The organism is Rathayibacter sp. AY1C7, assembly GCF_002931865.1.
Taxonomy (GTDB): domain Bacteria; phylum Actinomycetota; class Actinomycetes; order Actinomycetales; family Microbacteriaceae; genus Rathayibacter.
Genome location: NZ_PSWB01000004.1, coordinates 64,376 through 83,957 on the forward strand (window position 1 = coordinate 64,376; position 19,582 = coordinate 83,957).

A 19,582-nucleotide genomic window follows, 5' to 3' on the forward strand; every position below is an offset into this window, starting at 1 on the left:
GTAGGGAGCGCGTTCGGAGGATCCGGCGTCCGGATCCGAGAGGCACAGGGATGAGAGAAGTCAGCCGCGACGTCAGCGGCCAGCGCGACCTCGTCCTGTTCACCGACGGACTGCCCGAGCTTGACGCCGACGCGGGCTACCGCGGGGCCGTCGCGGCGCGCGCCGCGGGGATCACCTACCGGCAGCTCGACTACTGGGCGCGGACCGAGCTCGTCGAGCCCACCGTGCGCGGCGCGTCCGGCTCCGGAACGCAGCGCCTCTACGGCTTCCGCGACATCCTCGTGCTGAAGCTGGTCAAGCGCCTGCTCGACACCGGGATCTCGCTCCAGCAGATCCGCACGGCGGTCAACCAGCTCCGCGAGTCCGGGGTCGACGACCTCGCCCAGACGACCCTGATGAGCGACGGCGCGAGCGTCTACCTCTGCACCTCGAACGACGAGGTCATCGACCTGCTCAGCCGCGGCCAGGGCGTCTTCGGCATCGCCGTCGGCAAGGTCCTCCGCGAAGTCGAGTCGAGCCTCGTCGAGCTCGACCATCAGTCGGTCGACCCGGGCGACGAGCTCGCCCAGCGCCGCGCCTCCCGCCGCGTCGGCTGACCGCCCACCCCTCGCGGGTCGGCCGCGGCCCCGGGGACTCCGGGGTCTCCTCCGCGCGCTCAGCTGATCAGGAGCGGACCTGCCTGCAGCCGTGCTGAGCGGGCAACGGGCGGCACCAGAGTCTCACCGAGCTGGTCGAATGGCGGGCCCCGCCCGCGTGATCCGTCCGCCGGACGCGAGCTCCCCGCCGATCACGCCCGCTAGCATGCGGGTCCGATGACGGGCTCCGTCCGTGTCCCGCCCTGCGGATCCGACGATGGGCTCCGCCCGCGCATCGAGAGTCCGCGCTGAACTCCGACGCCGAGCGTCCGCCGGCGCCGTCCCTGGCACTCCTCGGGCACCGAACATCGCCCGCGTCCCGAGACCTCGAGCCGGAGAAGTCCGGCGGACCCGCCGGCCCTAGGTCGCGGCGGGGACCTGCTCGCCGATGCGACCGGTGCGGATCACGCGGTCGAGCAGCAGGTCGAAGTTGTGCGCCATCTCCTGAGCGCTCTCCCCGGGCCAGACATGCACGGGCTTCGCCGCGCCCTGCGCCTGCTGGAGGGAGGTGCGCTCCGGGAGCTGCGGGCTGAGCACGAGCGGTCCGAACATGTCGCGCAGCTCCTTGATCCGGAACTGGTGCTCCAGCGACTGGACGCGGGCGCGATTGACGATGATGCCCAGCGGCTGGAGGCGCGGACTGAGTCCGCGGCGGATCTCCTCGATCGCCCGGAGCGCTCGGTCGGCGGCGGCCACCGAGAACAGGCCCGGCTCCGTGACGACGGCGACGCGGTCGCTCGCGGCCCACGCCGTGCGGGTCAGGGCGTTGAGCGAGGGGGCGCAGTCGATCAGCACGAGGTCGTAGTCGGCCTCGACGCTCGCGAGGGCCTCCTCGAGCTTCCAAATGTCGCGGATGCTGGGGTGCGGCCCGTCGAAGTTGATCGCGGAGGGGCTGCCGATCAGCACGTCGATCGTGCCGTGGTGCTCCTTGGTCCAGCCGGAGGGGGCGATCGCCGAGCGGACGATCTTCTCCTTCGGCGACGTCAGGACGTCGGCGATGTTGAGGTGGCCGGCGACGTTGATGTCCATTCCGGTCGACACGTCGGACTGGGGATCGAGGTCGACGACCAGCGTTCGCAGGCCCTTCGAGAACGCCGCGGATGCAAGGCCGAGCGTCACCGTGGTCTTGCCGACGCCGCCCTTGAGGGAGCTCACGCTGAGTACATGCATGGCTGACTACTTTACGTTCCTCCGGGCGGCAGAACCTAACCGTTCGCTGCACGCGCCGTCTGCGCCGCCTCCGGAAGCGGGCCGCACTAGCAGTCGGAGCGCGCTCCGACCAAGCCGCCCGGCGCGATCCGGGCCCGCCGGTACACTCGTCCTGAGCGGAAGGAGGCTCGTTCGCATGGATGAGCGCAACGACGAACAGCCCGACACCGGCACCGGTCCCACGCCGCGGACCGCCATGGACGCGGCTCGGGAATCGGGTCAGTACTCCCCGCGAGCGAGCGACACCGCTCCGACCCTCCTGCCCGACGGCGTGCGGATCACCCCGCCCGGCCCGCGGCGCCGCTCCACCGCCCCCGCTCCGGTCGAGGACGAGGACGCGATCGACGTCGGCCGCCTCGGCCTGCCGCCCTCGCGCTCGCACGCTCTCGTGCCCCCGGAGCCGAGTCCTGCTCCGACCCCCTCACCGGCTCCCGCTCACCCGTCCGGCGCGAACGGACCGGTCTCGGCGGGGATCCCCGCCCGAGCGGAGTCCGCCGAGAAGCCCGCGGCGTCCGAGTCCGCGGGGGAGCCCGCCGCCGTCCCCACGCGCCGCGACCGCCTCCGCGCCGAGTCCTCGAGCGCCGCTCCCGCCCCGTCCGCGCCGAGCGCCGCCGTCCCCGAGTCGGCGTCGATGCTCACCCCGGACAGGCTCCTGGAGGTCAACCGCAAGACCCGTCCCGCTCCCACGGGCGGCTGGCACCGCTTCCTCTACGGCCTGACCTTCCACACGGTCAACCTCGGCGACTCCGCGAAGGTGAAGGCGTGGAAGGCGATGGACGAGCGGATCGGCCGGCAGTTCGAGGGCGGCACCCGCTTCGTCCCGGTCATGACCCGCAAGGGCGGCGTCGGCAAGACCACGGTCACGACGCTCCTGGGCATGGCCCTCGCCGACGCGCGCGAGGACCGCATCATCGCGGTCGACGCGAACCCCGACCGCGGCACCCTGGCCGAGCGCGTCCCCAAGCAGACGCGGGCGACCGTCCGCGACGTCGTGAACCGCGCGGCCGGCGTGACCGGGTTCACCGAGTTCTCGACGATGGTCTCCCGCGACGAGACCCGCCTCGACGTCCTCGCCTCCGACACCGACCCGCAGCTCTCCGAGGCCTTCGACGAGGACGACTACAACGTGGTCGCCGACCTGGTCGAGCGCTTCTACTCGATCATGCTCACCGACTGCGGCACGGGCATCGTGCACTCGGTGATGCGGCCCACGCTGCAGCGCGCCGACACGGTGGTGATCGTCTCGGGCGGCAGCGTCGACGAGGCCCGCCTGGCCTCCGAGACCCTCACCTGGCTGGACGCGAACGGCTACGGCGCCCTGGTGCGCAACGCGGTCGTCGCGCTCAACACGGCGACGCAGGGCACGAGCCTGGTGAAGCTGGAGGAGATCGAGTCGCACTTCCGCTCCCGCGTCCGCGACATCGTCCGGATCCCCTACGACCCGGTGCTCGCCGCCGGCTCCGTGGTGAAGTGGGAGCAGCTGCGCGAGGGCACGAAGGACGCCGCGCGCCTGCTCGCCGCGCTCGTGGTCGAGGGCATGCCGGTCCGACGTGTCTGAGCCCCGGGCTTCCGGGGCGGCGTCCGCCGCGCACCAGGACCGCACCGACGGGCCCGACGCGTCCACCGACGCCTTCGACCTGATCGTCATCGGGGCCGGCTCCGGCAACTCGATCGTCGGTCCGGAGTTCGACGGCCTGCGGGTCGCGATCCTCGACGACGGGGAGTGGTTCGGCGGCACCTGCCTCAACGCCGGCTGCATCCCGACCAAGATGTTCGTCCACGTCGCCGACGTGGTCACCGACGTCGACCAGGGCGGCCCGATCGGCGTCCACTCCCGCCTCCGCCGCCCCGAGTGGGCCGAGGTGCGCAACCGGGTGTTCGGCCGGATCGACGCGATCAGCGAGGGCGGTTTCGAGTACCGCGATCAGCGCTCCCCGAACGTGACCGTCCTCCGCGAGAGCTTCGGCTTCGAGTCGCTCGGAGACGGCGACCGCCCGCACGTCCTCGTCAGCGCCAGCGGTGCCCGCATCAGTGCGCCGCAGGTGGTCGTGGCCGCCGGTTCGCGGCCCAGGCCGCTCCTCGCCGCGTACGAGCCGGACCCCCGCATCCAGGACTCCTCCTCCGTCATGCGGCTCGACGAGCTCCCCGAGCGGATGCTGATCCTCGGCGGCGGCGCGGTAGCCGTCGAGTTCGCCCACGTCTTCTCCTCCTTCGGCACGGCCGTGACCGTCGCCGTCCGCGGCGACCGCCTCCTCCGCGCCCTCGACGAGGACGTCTCGCGCCGGTTCACCGGGATCGCCGCCGAGCGGTACACGGTGCTCACCGGAGTGAGCGCCGAGAGCGTCGACGCCCGCCCTGACGGGCTCCGCGTCGCCCTCAGCGACGGCACGACGGTCGAGACCGACCTGCTCCTCGTCGCCCTCGGCCGCGACCCCAACAGCGACACGGTCGCCGCCGCCTCCGTCGGGATCGATCTGCACGAGGACGGCCGGATCAGCGTCGACCCCGAGCAGCGCGTCCTCTCCGGCGGACGCCCCGTGCCCGGCCTCTTCGCCCTCGGCGACGTGTCGTCCCGCTGGCAGCTCAAGCACGTCGCCAACCACGAGGCGCGCCTCGTGGCGCACAACCTCCTGCACCCGGGCGAGATGCTCTCCGACACCCTCTCGCCGGTGCCCGGCGCGATCTTCGCCCACCCGCAGATCGCCCACTTCGGGCTCACCGCGGCCGAAGCGCGGGACCAGGGCCTGGACGTCGTCACCGTCACCCAGGAGTACGGCTCCACCGCCTTCGGCTGGGCGCTCGAGGACGACTCCAGCGCCTGCCTCCTGGTCGTCGGACTCGACGGCGCCCTCCTCGGCGCGCACATCATCGGGCCGCAGGCCAGTATCCTCATTCAGCCGCTCGTCCAGGCCGCCAGCGCCGGCACCGGCATCCGCGGACTCGCCCGCAGCCAGTACTGGCCGCACCCCGCAGCGAGCGAAGTCGTCGAGAACGCCCTCCTGAGCGCGGAGGAGGCCCTGAGGGAGCGCACCACATGACCGAACGCCAGATCCGCATCTTCGGGGACCCGGTGCTGAAGACCCCGTCCACGACCATCGAGACGGTCGACGCCGGCGTCCGCGGCCTCGTCGAGGACCTCGTCGACAGCGTCCGCCCGCCCGGACGCGCCGGCGTCGCAGCCCCCCAGATCGGCGTCAACCTCCGCGCCTTCAGCTACAACGTCGACGGCGTCATCGGCTACATCCTCAACCCCGAGATCATCGAGCTCAGCGGAGACCCGCAACCGGTCGACGAGGGCTGCCTCTCCGTCCCGAACCTCTGGTACCCCGCGATCCGCTACCCGCACGCGAAGGTCCGCGGCACCGACCTCGACGGCAACGAGATCGTCCTCGAAGGCGACGGCCTCATGGCCCAGGCCCTCCAGCACGAATGCGACCACCTCGACGGACGCCTCTACCTCGACCGCCTCTCCCAGGACGACCGCCGCGCCGCCATGAAGGCCGTCCGGGAATCCGACTGGTTCTGAGTTGGATTCCGAGCCGGTCCTTGCCCGGCTCGGCGCGGTCGGCTTTTCGAGGTGGGCGCGTTCGGTGGAGCGTCCTGCGTTCCGCCGACGGGAAAGCGCTGGGACGCGCTTTCCCGGATACGGCTGTGTCGAGGGGGGGGGCCGGTCCCTGCCCGGCCCGGCGCGGTCGGCTCAGCGAGGTGGGGGCGTTCCGTGGAGCGTCGTGCGTTCCGCCGACGGTGAAGCGCTGGCACGCGCTTCACCGGATACGGCTGCGTTGAGGGGGGAGCCGGTCCCTGCCCGGCTCGGCGCGGTCGGCTCAGCGAGGTGGGGGCGTTCCGTAGAGCGTCGTGCGTTCCGCCGACGGGAAAGCGCTGGGACGCGCTTTCCCGGATACGGCTGTGTGAGGGGGAGCCGGTCCTTTCCCGGCTCGGCGCGGTCTGCATCGCGACGTGGGCGCGACGAGGAGAGCGTCGGGCGTTTGGCCGACGGGATAGAGCTGGGCGCGCTGTCCCGGAGGCGGCTGCGATCGGGACGGCCTGCTGGTGACGCGGGGAGAGCGCGGGGTCAGCGGAGGGAGATGCCCTCGGTGGCGGGGGCGGCGGAGTAGACGGCGGCGATGGTGTCGGCGAAGTCGGCGAGGATGACGTTCCGCTTGATGCTCATCTTCGGAGTCAGGTGACCGCTCGCCTCCGTGAACTCGGTCGGGAGGATCACGAACTTCCGGATCGACTCTGCACGGGAGACGCGTTCGTTCGCCGCGTCGACGGCCCGCTGCACCTCGGCCAGAACGACCGGGTTCACGGCCGCGTCCTCGAGTGAGAGGCCCTTGTCCTGCCCGTTGTTCGCGAGCCACGTCGGCAGCATCTCGGAGTCGAGCGTGACCAGAGCGGCGATGAACGGGCGCTGATCGCCGACGACGACGACCTGGCCGACCAGCGGGTTCGCGCGGATCGGATCCTCCAGCGCCGCCGGAGCGACGTTCTTGCCGCCGGCGGTGACGATGATCTCCTTCTTCCGCCCGGTGACGCGCAGGTACCCGTCCTCGTCCAGAGTTCCGAGGTCGCCCGTGCGGAACCACTCGCCGTCGAACGACTCGGCCGTCGCCGCCTCGTTGTTCCAGTAGCCGCCGAAGACGTCGATGCCGCGCACCTGGATCTCGCCGTCGCCCGCGATCCGGATCGAGACGCCGGGCATCGCCGGGCCCACCGAGCCGATCTTGAAACGCTCGGTGCGGTTGACCGTGGCGGGCGCCGTCGTCTCCGTGAGGCCGTAGCCCTCGAGGATCTTGATGCCGAGGCTGTGGAAGAAGTGCCCGAGCCGGTCTCCCAGCGGCGCCGAGCCGGACACGGCGAAGCGGACGTTCCCGCCCATGGCGGTGCGCAGCTTCGAGTACACGAGCCGGTCGAAGAGGAGGAACTGCAGCTTCAGCGCAAGCGGCACCGAGCCCGCCTCGAGCGCCATCGAGTGGGCGACGGCGACGTCGGCCGCGCGGCGGAAGATCTTCCCCTTCCCCCCGGCCTCGGCCTTCTGCTCCGCGGAGTTGTAGACCTTCTCGAACACGCGCGGCACGGCCAGGAGGAACGTCGGCTTGAAGGACGCGAGCGAGGGGAGCAGCTGCCTGGTGTCGGCCTGGTGCCCCACCTTCACCCCGCCGTGCACGCAGAGGATCGCGATGAAGCGGGCGAACACGTGCGCCGTGGTGATGAACAGCAGCGTCGACGCGCCGGGCTGGTGGATCAGCTCCGTCAGGGCGACCGCCGAGTTGCGGCTGAGCTCGACGAAGTTCGAGTGCCGGATGATGCAGCCCTTGGGGCGGCCGGTGGAGCCGGAGGTGTAGATGATCGTCGCGATGTCGGTGCCGGTCGCCAGCGAGCGGCGGCGCTCGATCTCGGCGTCCGGCACGTCGACGCCGCGCGCGACGAGCTTGTCCAGATCGCCCAGCCCGATCTGCCAGGCGAGTCGGACCTCGGGAAGGTCGGCGCGGATCTCGTCGAAGCGGGCGAAGTGCTCGGGAGTCTCGACGATCACGGCGTGCGCGCCGGAGTCGGTGAGGTTCCACTGCACCTGCGCGGGGGAGGAGGTCTCGTACACCGGGACGAGGATCCCGCCGGCGAACCAGACGGCGAAGTCGATCAGCGTCCACTCGTAGCGCGTCTTGCAGATCAGCCCGACCTTCTCGCCCGGCTCGAGGCCGGCGGCGACGAAGCCCTTCGCGAGGGCCGTGACCTGGTCGAGGAACTCCTGCGCCGTCACATCGCGCCAGCCGTCGCCGTCGGGCAGCGCGAAGAGCGGGCGATCGGGCGTCTCGCGGACGCGGTCCAGCAGGAGGGCGGTCGTGTTGGCCTGGGGATCGGCCGGAACCACCAGGGGGGAATCGAACTGGTCCACGGCAACTCCTTCGGTACCTGAATGAACGTCGTCTCCACCCTACCGGCGCGGCGCAAGCTGTGGATCCGTTCAGGGTAACGATCCAGGGGTGGCTCCGCGAGGAGGGCCGACACGCGTCGCCGGGTCTCGCCGCTGAGCCGCATCGGAGCGCTCGCGGTCACTACACTCGTCCTGGCCGCCGCTCAGGGCGGCCCGCCGACGCTGCCGCGCCGGTGGCGACGGGAAGGCGGTTCGCGTGCACGCGATCGGGATCGACATCGGCGGCACGAAGATCGCCGGAGCCCTGGTCGACGAGTTCGGGGGGATCCTCCGCGAGGACCGTCGGCCCACTCCTGCCGGGCACCCCGAGCTGATCGTCGACGTCGTGGTCGAGATGGTCGAGCATCTGCGCTCCGGCCTGCTCCCGGGAGACGTCTCCGCGGTCGGAGTCGCCGCCGCCGGCTTCATCGACGCCTCGCAGTCGATCGTCTACTACGCCCCGAACATCAACTGGCGCAACGAGCCCTTCCGCGAGAAGCTCTCGGCCCGCATCGACCTGCCGATCATCATCGAGAACGATGCGAACGCCGCCGGCTGGGCCGAGTTCCGCTACGGCTCGGGCCGCCTCGTCAGCGACATGCTGATGCTCACCATCGGCACCGGAGTGGGTGGCGCGATCGTCATCAACGACCGGCTCCTGCGCGGCGGCTTCGGCGCCGCGGCCGAGATCGGGCACATGCGCGTCGTCCCCGGAGGCCTGCCCTGCGGCTGCGGCGCCCGCGGCTGCATCGAGCAGTACGGCTCGGGCCGCGCGCTCCAGCGCTTCGCCGGCGAGCTGGCCGACGCGGGCGGGATCGGCCAGGGCATCGCCGACGCCCGCGCCCGCAACGGCGGCGAGCTGAACGGCCACCTCATCTCCGAGCTGATCACCGCTGGCGACCTCGGCGCCCTCGCGGCGCTGCGACAGCTCGGCCACTGGCTGGGCGAGGCGGCGGCCAGCCTGAGCGCCGTCCTCGACCCGCAGATGTTCGTCATCGGCGGCGGAGTGGCGCAGGCGGGCGACCTCCTGCTGGACCCCATCCGCCAGGCCTACCTCGACAACCTCCCCGCCCGGGGCTACCACCCCGAGCCCGAGTTCCGCATCGCGGAGCTCGTCAATGACGCCGGAGTCGTGGGGGCCGCCGACCTGGCGCGCCTGCACGCGAGCTCCCTCTAGCGGCACCCGCCGCACCCGATCCGCCGCACCGCCGAGGAGCCCGATGTTCTACTGGTTCATGAAGCACATCGTCGCGGGCCCGCTCCTGAAGACGATCTTCCGGCCGTGGGTGGTCGGCGCCGACAAGGTGCCGCAGAACGGCGGCGTGATCCTCGCGAGCAACCACCTCTCCTTCATCGACTCCGTGATCCTCCCGCTGGTGATCGAGCGGAACATGGTCTTCCTCGCCAAGAGCGACTACTTCACCGGCAAGGGCCTCAAGGGCTGGGCGACGCGGACGTTCTTCACCGCCACGGGGATGCTGCCCATCGACCGCTCCGGTGGCAAGGCGTCGGAGGCCTCGCTCAACACGGGCCTCCGCGTCCTCGCGGGCGGCCACGCCCTGGGCATCTATCCCGAGGGCACGCGCAGCCCCGACGGCCGCATGTACCGCGGCCGCACCGGTGTCGCACGCATGGTCCTCGAGGCCCGCGTGCCCGTCATCCCGGTCGCCATGATCGACACCGCGCGCATCATGCCCATCGGCAAGCGCCTGCCGAAGCTGGGCCGCATCGGCATCGTCTTCGGGGAGCCGCTCGACTTCAGCCGCTTCGAGGGCATGGAGGGCGACCGGTTCATCCTCCGCTCGATCACCGACGAGATCATGTACGAGCTCCTCGCCCTGAGCGGCCAGGAGTACCTCGACGTCTACGCGACCTCGGTCAAGGAGAAGCGCGCGGCCCTCACCCGCTGAGCGCCCGCTCGACGCCGGGGGCCCCTCCCGGCCGAGCGCCCTGCCAGGCTATAAGCTCGTCAACCGCTGCCGTCCGTCCGGACGGCGGCCCTCCGCGCGCCGCTGGCGCCCGTCAGAACCGGGAACACCCTCGTGGTCATCGATCCGAACGAACCGTACGTCCTCGCCGCCCCCTCCGTGGTCGCCGGCCTGGACTATTGGCGCGAGCTCGAGATCAAGCAGCAGCCGCAGTGGCCCGATGCGGAGGCCGTGCGAGCGGCGTCCGCCGAGGTGGCCGCGCTCCCTCCGCTGGTGTTCGCCGGCGAGGTGGACCAGCTGCGCGAGCGTCTCGGAGCCGCGGCCCGCGGCGAGGCGTTCCTCCTGCAGGGCGGCGACTGCGCCGAGACCTTCGCCGGAGCGACCGCCGAGCAGATCCGCAACCGCGTCAAGACCGTGCTGCAGATGGCCGTCGTCCTGACCTACGGCGCGAGCATGCCCGTCATCAAGATGGGCCGGATGGCCGGCCAGTTCGCGAAGCCGCGCTCGAGCGACCTCGAGACCCGCGGCGACGTGACCCTGCCCGCCTACCGCGGCGACATCGTCAACGGCTACGACTTCACCCCGGAGTCGCGCGCCGCGGACCCGCGCCGCATCGTGCAGGGCTACCACACCGCCGCCTCGACGCTGAACCTCATCCGCGCCTTCACGCAGGGCGGATTCGCCGACCTGCGCCTCGTCCACTACTGGAACAAGGGCTTCACCGAGAACCCGCAGAACCAGCGCTACGAGCAGCTGGCCCGCGAGATCGACCGCGCGGTAAAGTTCATGGTGGCGTGCGGGGCCGACTTCGAGGGCATGAAGCGCACCGAGTTCTACACCGGCCACGAGGGCCTGCTGATGGACTACGAGCGCCCCATGACGCGCATCGACTCGCGGACCGGCACGCCGTACAACACCTCCAGCCACTTCATCTGGATCGGCGAGCGCACCCGCGAGCTCGACGGTGCGCACGTCGACTTCCTGTCGCGGGTGCGCAACCCGATCGGCGTGAAGCTCGGCCCGTCGACCACGCCCGAGACGATGCTCGAGCTGATCGACAAGCTCGACCCCGAGCGGGAGCCCGGTCGCCTCACCTTCATCACCCGCATGGGTGCCGGGAGGATCCGCGACGCCCTCCCGCCGCTGCTCGAGGCCGTCAAGCGGAGCGACGCCCTGCCGCTGTGGGTGACCGATCCGATGCACGGCAACGGGCTGACGACGCCGACCGGCTACAAGACCCGTCGCTTCGACGACGTGGTCGACGAGGTCAAGGGCTTCTTCGAGGCGCACCGCGCCGCGGGGACGCACCCCGGCGGCATCCACGTCGAGCTCACGGGCGACGACGTCACCGAGTGCCTCGGCGGCTCGGAGCACATCGACGAGGCGACGCTCGCCACCCGGTACGAGTCGGTCTGCGACCCGCGCCTCAACCACATGCAGTCGCTCGAGCTCGCGTTCCTCGTGGCGGAGGAGCTCCGGGGCCGCGCGATCTGATCCGACCCCGACCGCCGGTCGAGTCCTCGTTGAGGGGCTCGACCGGCGGCGTCAGGTCGTGATGGTGATCGACAGCTGGATCGTCGTGCCGCGCTGCACGAGATCGCCGGCCTTGTTGGACTGGTTCGTGACCTTGGTCAGCTCGTTCGGCGCCGCGTCGATCAGCGGGCCGAGCGTCGTCAGGGAGTAGCTCCACGACAGGTCCGCCGCCTCGAGGGCCGCCTTCGCCTCGTCGCGGTTCATCCCCACGACGTTCGGCACGGCGACGGGCTCGGGCCCCTTCGACACGATGACCGAGACGGTGTCGCCGGTCACGGCGGGCGCCTCCGGGTTCGCCTGCGTGAGGACGACGCCCGCGGCCACGGTGTCGCTCCAGTCCTCGCCGCTGCGGTCGAGGGCGAGACCGGCCGCCTCCGCCTTCGCCGTCGCGTCGTCGATCGAGAGGCCGACGACGTTCGGGATCGGTCCGAGGCTCACCACCATCGCGATGGTGCTGGTCTCGGACATCGTCTCGGGCAGCGCCGATCCGTCCGGCAGCGAGGCGGAGACGACCACACCGGCGTCGACGTCGGCGTCGAAGATCTTCGAGACGTCGCCGACGGTGAAGGAGCCTCCCGTCACCGCGGCGGCAGCGTCGGCCTCCGAGAGGCCGGCGAGAGACGGGACCGGCAGCTGGCGCGGCCCGCTCGAGACGGTCAGCGTGATGACGGAGCCCTTGTGCACCCCCTGCCCGCCGGGCGGATCGGAGCTCACCACCGTCCCCGCGGGCACGGTGAGGTCGGGCGTCTCCTGCGGCTGCACCTCGAAGCCCTGCGCCTGCAGCTGGGCCGTCGCGTCCTGCTGCGACTGGCTGACGACGTCCGGGATCGACACGATCGCGCCGGGTCCCTCGCCGAACCACCAGGCCGTCCCGCCGCCGATGAGCGCCAGGAGGAGCACGACCACCGTGAGCAGGACGCCGCGACGCCGTCGGACGCGGCGCCTGCTCGCGAGCCGGGCGACGGTGTCGTCGTCCTCGTCGACCACGAGTACCGCTCCGGGCGCCGGCGCCGGGTCGAAGACCGAGGTCTGCCCGGGCTCCGCCGGATCGAAGACGGCCGTCGCGGGCGCCGGATCGGCGACCGGCGCCGGGAGCGGGGTGACCGCCTGCGTGTCGCCGCGGCGGTCGCTCGGTGTGATGCCCATGAGCCGCTCGGCCTCGAGCAGCTGCGCGAGCATGACACCGGCGTCGCGGGGCCGCATGTCCGGGTCGCGCTCGGTCGCCCAGAGGACGAGCTCGTCGAGCGAGGTGGGGACGGAGGCGACCGTCGCGCTGGGGTACGGGACGGAGTCGTTCGCGTGCTGGTACGCGATCTGCATCGGCTGCTCGCCCGTGAAGGGCTGCTCTCCGGTGAGCATCTCGTAGATCATGATCCCGATGGCGTAGATGTCGCTGCGGGTGTCGGCGGTGCCCCGCGTGACCAGCTCGGGGGAGAGGTAGGCGATCGTGCCGAGGAGGGCCTGACCGGAGGCGGTGTTGGCGGAGGCGGCGCGCGCGAGGCCGAAGTCGCCGATCTTGATCCGGCCGTCGTCGGCGAGGAGCACGTTCTCGGGCTTGAGGTCGCGGTGGAGGATCCCGGCGCGGTGCGCGGCGGCGAGACCCGAGAGCACGGAGTGCATGATGTCGACGACCTGCTGGGCGGTCAGCCGGCCGCGCTCCTTGAGCAGGTCGCGCAGGGTGATCCCGGGGAGGTACTCCATCACCAGGTAGGCCATGTCCGAGTCCTGGCCCTGGTCGAAGACGCTGACCACGTTCGGGTGGGCGAGACGGGCGGCGGAGCGTGCCTCCTGGACGAAGCGGCTCTTGAACGTCGCGTCGTCGGAGAGGTGGCCGTGCATGACCTTCATCGCCACGCGGCGCTCGAGGCGCTGATCGTGCGCGAGGTAGACCGTCGCCATGCCGCCGCGGGCGATCCTCGAGCGCACCTCGTACCGGCCGTCGACGAGACGGCCGAGGAGAGGGTCGAGCTGGCTGGTGGTCACGCGACGAGTCTAGGCAAGACCCCCGGGGGAACCGGTGAGCGACGCCCGGGCGGCGCAGGACGGGCCCGACTCCTTCTCCGGGGCGCCCGCAGTTGGCGGCCCTCCGGGCTCGTGGCAGTCTTGACGCGTGACCGACTCGTCCGCTTCCCCCGCCACCTCGACCGATTCCGAGCTCGAGTGGCTGACCGTCCCCGACCTCGTGGAGCTGACCGGGCTCGGCGCCGGCCGGGTCCGCCGCCTCCTCGAGGAGCGCCACCTGCTCGGCACCCGCCGCGACGGCGTGCTGAAGGTCCCCGCCCTCTTCCTCCGCGACGGGGAGCCGATGAGCGAGATCCGCGGCACCGCGATCCTGCTCGCCGACTCCGGCTTCACCGACGACGAGGCGGTCGACTGGATGCTGACGGTCGAGGAGAGCCTGGGCACGAGCCCGATCGTCGCCCTCCGCGCCGGCCGCAAGGCCGAGGTCCGGCGGGTCGCCCAGGCCCTGGCCTGATCCCGCCCGTCCGCTCCTAGGAGGTGCGGACCGTGACCTGGGCGGCCAGCTCGCGCAGCTCCGCCACGCCCTCCGTGCGGAGCGGCGCGTCGGGGAGGACCGCGACCGCCGCGGCCACCTCCTGGTCGATGCGCTCCTCGAGCCGCTCGAGGGCGCCGCTGCCCGCGATGATCTCCTGCGCCCGCGCGATGGACGCCGCGTCGGCGTCGTTCCGGCCCACGACCGCGTCGAGCTCGGCCCGCTCGCCCGGCGAGCACGCGCCGCGGGCGAGGCCGAGCAGCACGGTGCGCTTGCCCTCCCGCAGATCGTCGCCGGCCGGCTTGCCCGTCACTGCCGGGTCGCCGAAGACTCCGAGGACGTCGTCGCGCAGCTGGAAGGCGATCCCGACCGGGAGCCCGAAGCGGCGCAGGGCGTCCAGCTGAGCGTCGTCGCCGCCGGCGAGGGAGCCGCCGATCACCAGCGGCGCCTCGATGCTGTACTTCGCGCTCTTGTAGACCACCACCCGCTCCGCCCGCTGCAGGTGCTCGTGCTCGGGGTGCTGCACCCACGCGCTCTCCTCGAGGATGTCGAGGTACTGGCCCAGCGTGACCTCGGTGCGCATCAGGTTGAACTCGGCGCGCGCGCGCTCGGCCGCGACTCGATCCCCGAGCGACCACTCCGCCGCGGCGAAGATCTCGTCCGACCAGACCAGGAGGAGGTCGCCGAGGAGGATCGCGGAGGAGCGGCCGAACTCGTCGCGGTCGCCGGTCCAGCCGCCGTCGGCGTGGAAGGAGGAGAAGCGCCGGTGCGCCGCGGGAGCGCCGCGGCGGGTGTCGGAGTTGTCGATCACGTCGTCGTGGACGAGAGCGGCGGCGTGGAACAGCTCCAGGCCGGCGCCCACCCTCGCGATCGGATCGGAGCCGCTCGGATGGGCCTCGCTCGAGGTGCTCGACACGGCGTTCCAGCCCGCCTCGCAGAAGCGCGCGCGGAACCGCTTGCCCCCGCTGAGAAAGTCCCGCGAAAGGTCGCCGAGGGCGGAGACGTCCTCTCCTATGGAGCGCAGAATTGGCGTGCGCCCGGTGAGGAATTCATCGATTCGGAGCTGGACGCGATCGACCAGTCGAGAGCTGTGGTTCACCCGACCAGCCTATGCACCGAAGGTGCCTGGTGCCTGCGTCGGGCTCGGTCTACACTGAAGCGCCGCCCGACCGGTCGAGCCCAGACGCCGCCTATTCCGGTGCCGATCCCCGAAAGGGTCGACGCCGCACCCTGAAGGGGTCACGATGCCGCTTTCGGAACACGAGCAACGGCTCCTCGATGAGATGGAGCGGAACCTCTACCAGAACGACGCCGATTTCGTGGCGGCGGTCGGCAAGGGACGCGGCGGCACCAACTACCGGGCCCTCGTGCTCGGCATCCTCCTCGGCATCCTCGGTCTCGCCGTGCTCGTAGCGGGAGTGGTCGTGCGCCAGCCCCTCGTCGGCATCCTCGGGTTCGCCTTCATGCTCGGCGGCGTGATCGTGGCCATGCGCCCGGCCGCCGGCGGCTCCTCCGAGCCCGGCCTGCCCGACGTCGGCCGTCCGTCGAAGCCCCGCTCGGGCAACCGCCAGGGGTCCGGCTTCATGGACCGTCTGAACGACAGGTGGGACAACCGCGGAGACGGGCGCGGCTAGCCTCCCCTCCGCTCCACCACAGGGTCGATCCTCACGGATCGGCCCTTTTTTCGTGCCCGCGGCCTCCCTCCCGCGGCTTTCCCCCTCCACTTCGCCCCACTGTCGAGATTCCGCGGAAACACGCGGATGACCGGGGCCTCTCCGGCGCGCCCCGCGCTGCGCCGGGGTTGTGAGTGGGGGGAAGTGGAGTACTGTGGAGGACACACCATCCTTGGCCGGAAGAAGTGGGGGGCAGTCCGTGTTCCTCGGCACCTATTCCCCCAAGCTCGACGAGAAGGGCCGCGTGATCCTCCCCGCCAAGTTCCGCGACGAGCTCTCCTCCGGAGTCGTCGTCACGCGCGGCCAGGAGCGGTGCCTGTACGTGTTCAGCCAGGCCGAGTTCGAGGTGATGCACGAGAAGATCCGGCAGGCGCCGGTGACCAGCAAGCAGGCGCGGGACTTCCTCCGGGTGTTCCTCTCGGGCGCGAGCGCCGAGACGCCGGACAAGCAGAACCGCGTGACCCTTCCGGCTCCGCTGCGCTCCTACGCCGGCCTCGACCGCGACCTCACCGTCATCGGAGCGGGCAACCGCGCCGAGATCTGGGCGCAGGGCGCCTGGGAGACCTACCTGCAGGAGCAGGAGTCCGTGTTCTCCGACACCCAGGAGGAGGTGATCCCCGGCCTGTTCTAGGTCCTGTCGCGCGACTCCCAGCCACTCGGCGCCCGGACGCACCTTCCCCGGTGTCCGGACGCGAGGTGGATGGGGATCGGACGACAGGAACGGGAACGGCGGGACCGCCATGGCAGAGAACACTCCGAAGGACGCTCCGCGCCCGACCGAGGAGCGGCACCTCCCGGTGCTGCTCGAGCGCTGCGTCGAGCTCCTCGCTCCGGCGCTGGAGCGCGACGGGGCGGTCGTCGTCGACGCGACGCTCGGCATGGGCGGGCACTCGCTCGCGCTGCTCGAGCGCTTCCCCGGCCTGCACCTCGTGGGCCTGGACCGCGACCCCGAGGCGCTGCAGCTCGCGGGGGAGCGGCTCTCCGCCCACGCCTCCCGGATCGACCTCGTGCACGCCGTCTACGACGAGCTGCCCGACGTGCTCGACGAGCTGGGCATCGACACGATCGACGGTGCGCTCTTCGACCTCGGCGTCTCCTCGCTCCAGCTCGACGAGACCGAGCGCGGCTTCTCCTACTCCAAGGACGCGCCGCTGGACATGCGGATGGACTCGACCGCCCCGCTCACGGCGGCGAGCATCCTCGCCGACTACGACGAGACCGCCCTGCGCCGCATCTTCCACGAGTACGGCGAGGAGCGCCTCGCCGCGCGCTACGCCAAGAAGATCGTGGAGGCCCGCCGCGAGGCTCCGCTGGAGCGCTCCGGCCGTCTCGTCGAGATCATCCAGGCGGCGACCCCGGTCGCGATCCAGCGGAACGGCCACCCCGCCAAGCGCGTCTTCCAGGCGCTGCGGATCGAGGTCAACCAGGAGCTGTCCGTCCTCGAGCGGGCGATCCCCGCCGCCCTGGGCCGGATCAACGAGGGCGGGCGGATCGTCGTCGAGGCGTACCAGTCGCTCGAGGACCGGATCGTCAAGCGCGCGCTCCAGGCCGCGTCCTCCTCCACCGCCCCGGCCGGCCTCCCGATGGAGCTGCCGGAGCACCGACCCGAGTTCCGACTCGTCATCCGCGGAGCCGAGCTCGCCTCCGACGACGAGAAGGCCCGCAACCCCCGAGCGACACCCGTGCGTCTGCGCGCGGCCGAGAGGATCAGGAGCACCGCATGAGCGCCACCGCCGTCATCGACCCCGCCGTCATCGACACCGCCCGCCGAGCACGCCCCGAGGAGGAGGCGCCCCGCCCCCGCATCGAGGCCGTCCCGGCCGGTCAGGCGCAGTCGCGCCCGAAGCTCGTCTACGGGATCGTCGCCGTCGCCGGCCTTTTCGCGATCATCGTCGTCCAGCTCCTGGTGAGCGTCGGCCTCTCGCAGGGGGCCTACCAGATCTCGGCACTGCAGACCGAGCAGAAGTCGCTCACCCGCAGCAACGCGGAGAAGCAGGACGCCGTCGACACGCTGAGCTCGCCGCAGAACCTCGCCACCGCCGCACAGGGCCTGGGCATGGTCGCCAACACCGCGCCGGTCTACCTCCGCCTCTCGGACGGCGCCGTGCTGGGCGACCCCTCCTCCGCCGCGTCGAGCGAAGTCGCGGGCACCGCCTCCGCGCCGCTCGTGCCCAACGCCCTCGTCCCGGCTCTCCAGCCCGGCGCGAGCGCGTCCTCCCCGGCTGTCGACGGTGCGGCCGTACCGTTGCAGGGCGAGCTGCCCGCGCCCATCACGCACTGACGCACGGCGTCGCGGTCCGCCTCCGTGCGGGCACCCGCCCCGCGGGGCGCACGACGACCATCCGGACCCGACGAACGGCGGCCCGCCCGCCCGGAGCAAGAAGGACACCGCCGCAGTGAGACACCACCGCTCGAGCAGACGCCGCACGGCCGTCACGTTCGTCATCATCGTCGCCGTCGTCGGACTCTTCATCGGCAAGCTGGTGGACATCCAGATCGTGCGGGCGAACGAGCTCACCGATGCGGCCGCCCAGAACCAGTCGAACAGCGTCGTCACCTACGGTCAGCGCGGCCCCATCGTGGACCGCTCCGGGACGGTGCTCGCGGACACCACCACGCGCTACCGGCTGACCACCTCGCCGAAGAACGTGGCCGAGTTCCCGCGCGAGCTGGGCGAGGACCAGAAGGTCATGGTCAGCGTGCAGCAGGCCGCCTCCGAGATCGGCGCGATCACCGGGCAGTCGGTCGAGCAGATCACCGGAGCGGTGGACGCCGCGCTCGCGAAGGACGCCAAGGCCAACTACCTGATCCTCTCGGAGGGGCTCGACCTCGAGGCCTACCAGAAGCTCGTCGCGCTCGACATCCCGTGGACCTACTTCGAGACCCAGCAGGGACGCAGCTACCCCAACGGCGCGGTGGCCGGCAACCTCGTCGGCTACGTCGGGGCGGACGGAGCGGCCCAGGAGGGCATGGAGTACGCGGAGAACACCTGCCTCGCGGGGCAGAACGGGTCCGAGAGCTACGAGCGCAGCGCCGACTACGTCCGGATCCCGGGCAGCACCGTCTCGGAGACCCCGGCCGTCGACGGCGGGACGCTGAAGCTCACCATCGACTCCGACCTCCAGTACTACTCCCAGCAGGTCCTCTCGCAGCGCGTCGCCGAGGTCGGCGGCAGCTACGGGATCGTCGTGGTGCAGGAGGTCAAGACCGGCAAGCTGCTCGCCGTGGCCGAGACGCCGACCGTCGACCCCAACAACGTCGAGGCGAGCGCCTCCGCCGACCGCAGCTCGCGCGCGTTCCGCGCGCCGTTCGAGCCGGGCTCGACCTTCAAGCCGATGACGGCCGCGATGCTGATCGACCAGGGCCAGGCGGGCCCGACGACCCAGGTCGTCGTCCCGGACTCCTTCGAGAAGGACGGCGCCTCGTTCAGCGACGACTTCGCGCACACCCCGACGAACTACACGCTGACCGGCATCCTCAAGGACTCGTCGAACGTCGGCATCTCGATGCTCGGCTCCCGCCTGTCGGCCCAGACCCGCTACGACTACCTGCAGAAGTTCGGTCTCGGCACGCCCACTACGAGCGGCTTCCCCGGCGAGGAGGGCGGCCTGCTCGCCGACTACCAGGACTGGGACAACCAGACGAACTACACGACGATGTTCGGCCAGGGCGTCTCGGCGACCGCGGTGCAGGTCGCGAGCATCTACCAGACGCTCGGCAACGGCGGAGTGCGGCTCCCGTCGCAGCTGATCGACGGCTGCACCACGGCCGACGGCTCCGTCGTGGACGTCCCCGATGCGACGGGCACCCAGGTGGTGTCGAGCTCGGCCGCGAAGCAGGTCGTCGACATGCTGCAGACGCACTACAACGAGGGCTGGCTGGCGAACGACATCCACGTCGACGGCTACAACATCGCCACCAAGACCGGTACCGCGCAGCAGCCCGACGGCAAGGGCGGCTACTCGAAGAGCTACACCGTCTCGCTCGCCGGGCTCGCGCCGGCGGAGGACCCGGAGTACGTCGTGACGGTCACCATCGCCGATCCGGTTAAGATGAACACGTCCCAGGCGACGGCTCCCGTCTTCCAGCAGGTCATGACCCAGGTGCTCAAGACCAACCGGGTGGAGCCGTCCACGGTGCCGCCCGTCGAGTACCCGACGACGTGGTGAGCCCCGCCGGGACCACGATCCACGCAC

17 protein-coding genes are annotated in these 19,582 nt (G+C 71.5%); 13 read left to right on the plus strand and 4 right to left on the minus strand.

The window, feature by feature from the left end:
- The first annotated feature begins 50 nt into the window (after window positions 1-50).
- The gene (locus C5C69_RS03250) at window positions 51-596 is read left to right on the plus strand and encodes a MerR family transcriptional regulator (RefSeq protein ID WP_104222575.1); all 546 of its coding nucleotides are present in this window, start codon (window positions 51-53) and stop codon (window positions 594-596) included.
- A gap of 399 nt (window positions 597-995) precedes the next feature.
- On the opposite strand, the gene C5C69_RS03255 is transcribed toward C5C69_RS03250, so the two are convergent.
- Complete coding sequence (locus C5C69_RS03255) at window positions 996-1,805, minus strand: ParA family protein (protein WP_104222576.1); 810 nt, start codon at window positions 1,803-1,805, stop codon at window positions 996-998.
- A gap of 175 nt (window positions 1,806-1,980) precedes the next feature.
- Here C5C69_RS03255 and C5C69_RS03260 point away from each other — a divergent pair, with 175 nt between their 5' ends.
- Genes C5C69_RS03260 through def form a run of 3 tightly spaced genes read left to right on the plus strand, consistent with a single transcriptional unit; the run spans window position 1,981 to window position 5,370 of the window.
- On the plus strand, window positions 1,981-3,402 hold the full coding sequence (locus C5C69_RS03260; protein ID WP_258059940.1) for a MinD/ParA family protein: 1,422 nt from the start codon (window positions 1,981-1,983) through the stop codon (window positions 3,400-3,402).
- Entirely contained in the window at window positions 3,395-4,882 is a 1,488-nt protein-coding gene (locus C5C69_RS03265) for a mycothione reductase (RefSeq protein WP_104257313.1), read from the plus strand. Before C5C69_RS03260 ends, C5C69_RS03265 begins: the two co-directional genes overlap by 8 nt.
- Entirely contained in the window at window positions 4,879-5,370 is a 492-nt protein-coding gene (gene def / locus C5C69_RS03270) for a peptide deformylase (RefSeq protein ID WP_104222578.1), read from the plus strand. The genes C5C69_RS03265 and def overlap by 4 nt, the downstream gene beginning before the upstream one ends.
- Window positions 5,371-5,916: 546 nt before the next feature.
- Here def and C5C69_RS03275 read toward each other — a convergent pair.
- Window positions 5,917-7,740: a long-chain fatty acid--CoA ligase gene (locus C5C69_RS03275; protein ID WP_104257314.1), complete on the minus strand. Its 1,824-nt coding sequence runs from the start codon at window positions 7,738-7,740 to the stop codon at window positions 5,917-5,919.
- 235 nt (window positions 7,741-7,975) lie between these two features.
- On the opposite strand from C5C69_RS03275, the gene C5C69_RS03280 reads away from it, so the two are divergent.
- From C5C69_RS03280 to C5C69_RS03290, 3 genes are all read left to right on the plus strand, one after another.
- Window positions 7,976-8,935 (plus strand): ROK family glucokinase, encoded by a 960-nt coding sequence (locus C5C69_RS03280; RefSeq protein ID WP_104222580.1) that lies wholly within the window; start codon window positions 7,976-7,978, stop codon window positions 8,933-8,935.
- Window positions 8,936-8,978: 43 nt separating this feature from the next.
- Window positions 8,979-9,668 (plus strand): 1-acyl-sn-glycerol-3-phosphate acyltransferase, encoded by a 690-nt coding sequence (locus C5C69_RS03285; protein ID WP_104222581.1) that lies wholly within the window; start codon window positions 8,979-8,981, stop codon window positions 9,666-9,668.
- 177 nt (window positions 9,669-9,845) lie between these two features.
- Window positions 9,846-11,180 carry a class II 3-deoxy-7-phosphoheptulonate synthase gene (locus C5C69_RS03290; protein ID WP_104222617.1) on the plus strand — a complete coding sequence of 445 codons (1,335 nt, stop codon included), beginning with the start codon at window positions 9,846-9,848 and terminating at the stop codon, window positions 11,178-11,180.
- 51 nt (window positions 11,181-11,231) lie between these two features.
- Here the strand turns inward: C5C69_RS03290 and pknB are convergent, their stop codons facing one another.
- Window positions 11,232-13,202 carry a Stk1 family PASTA domain-containing Ser/Thr kinase gene (pknB, locus tag C5C69_RS03295; RefSeq protein ID WP_104257315.1) on the minus strand — a complete coding sequence of 657 codons (1,971 nt, stop codon included), beginning with the start codon at window positions 13,200-13,202 and terminating at the stop codon, window positions 11,232-11,234.
- Between the two features lie 127 nt (window positions 13,203-13,329).
- On the opposite strand from pknB, the gene C5C69_RS03300 reads away from it, so the two are divergent.
- Window positions 13,330-13,695: an Rv2175c family DNA-binding protein gene (locus C5C69_RS03300; RefSeq protein WP_104222583.1), complete on the plus strand. Its 366-nt coding sequence runs from the start codon at window positions 13,330-13,332 to the stop codon at window positions 13,693-13,695.
- A 16-nt stretch (window positions 13,696-13,711) separates the two neighbouring features.
- Here the strand turns inward: C5C69_RS03300 and C5C69_RS03305 are convergent, their stop codons facing one another.
- The gene (locus C5C69_RS03305) at window positions 13,712-14,812 is read right to left on the minus strand and encodes a polyprenyl synthetase family protein (protein ID WP_104257316.1); all 1,101 of its coding nucleotides are present in this window, start codon (window positions 14,810-14,812) and stop codon (window positions 13,712-13,714) included.
- 145 nt (window positions 14,813-14,957) lie between these two features.
- Here C5C69_RS03305 and C5C69_RS03310 point away from each other — a divergent pair, with 145 nt between their 5' ends.
- From C5C69_RS03310 to C5C69_RS03330, 5 genes are all read left to right on the plus strand, one after another.
- Entirely contained in the window at window positions 14,958-15,347 is a 390-nt protein-coding gene (locus C5C69_RS03310) for a DUF3040 domain-containing protein (RefSeq protein WP_104233350.1), read from the plus strand.
- Window positions 15,348-15,585: 238 nt separating this feature from the next.
- Window positions 15,586-16,017, plus strand: coding sequence for a division/cell wall cluster transcriptional repressor MraZ (mraZ, locus tag C5C69_RS03315; RefSeq protein WP_104257317.1), 432 nt, complete (start codon window positions 15,586-15,588; stop codon window positions 16,015-16,017).
- Between the two features lie 109 nt (window positions 16,018-16,126).
- A complete protein-coding gene (rsmH, locus tag C5C69_RS03320) occupies window positions 16,127-17,110 on the plus strand; it encodes a 16S rRNA (cytosine(1402)-N(4))-methyltransferase RsmH (RefSeq protein WP_104255491.1) in 984 nt (327 codons plus the stop codon).
- Window positions 17,107-17,667: a hypothetical protein gene (locus C5C69_RS03325; protein WP_104222588.1), complete on the plus strand. Its 561-nt coding sequence runs from the start codon at window positions 17,107-17,109 to the stop codon at window positions 17,665-17,667. The genes rsmH and C5C69_RS03325 overlap by 4 nt, the downstream gene beginning before the upstream one ends.
- A 115-nt stretch (window positions 17,668-17,782) precedes the next feature.
- Window positions 17,783-19,555 (plus strand): penicillin-binding protein 2, encoded by a 1,773-nt coding sequence (locus C5C69_RS03330; RefSeq protein ID WP_244229623.1) that lies wholly within the window; start codon window positions 17,783-17,785, stop codon window positions 19,553-19,555.
- Window positions 19,556-19,582: the final 27 nt, after the last annotated feature.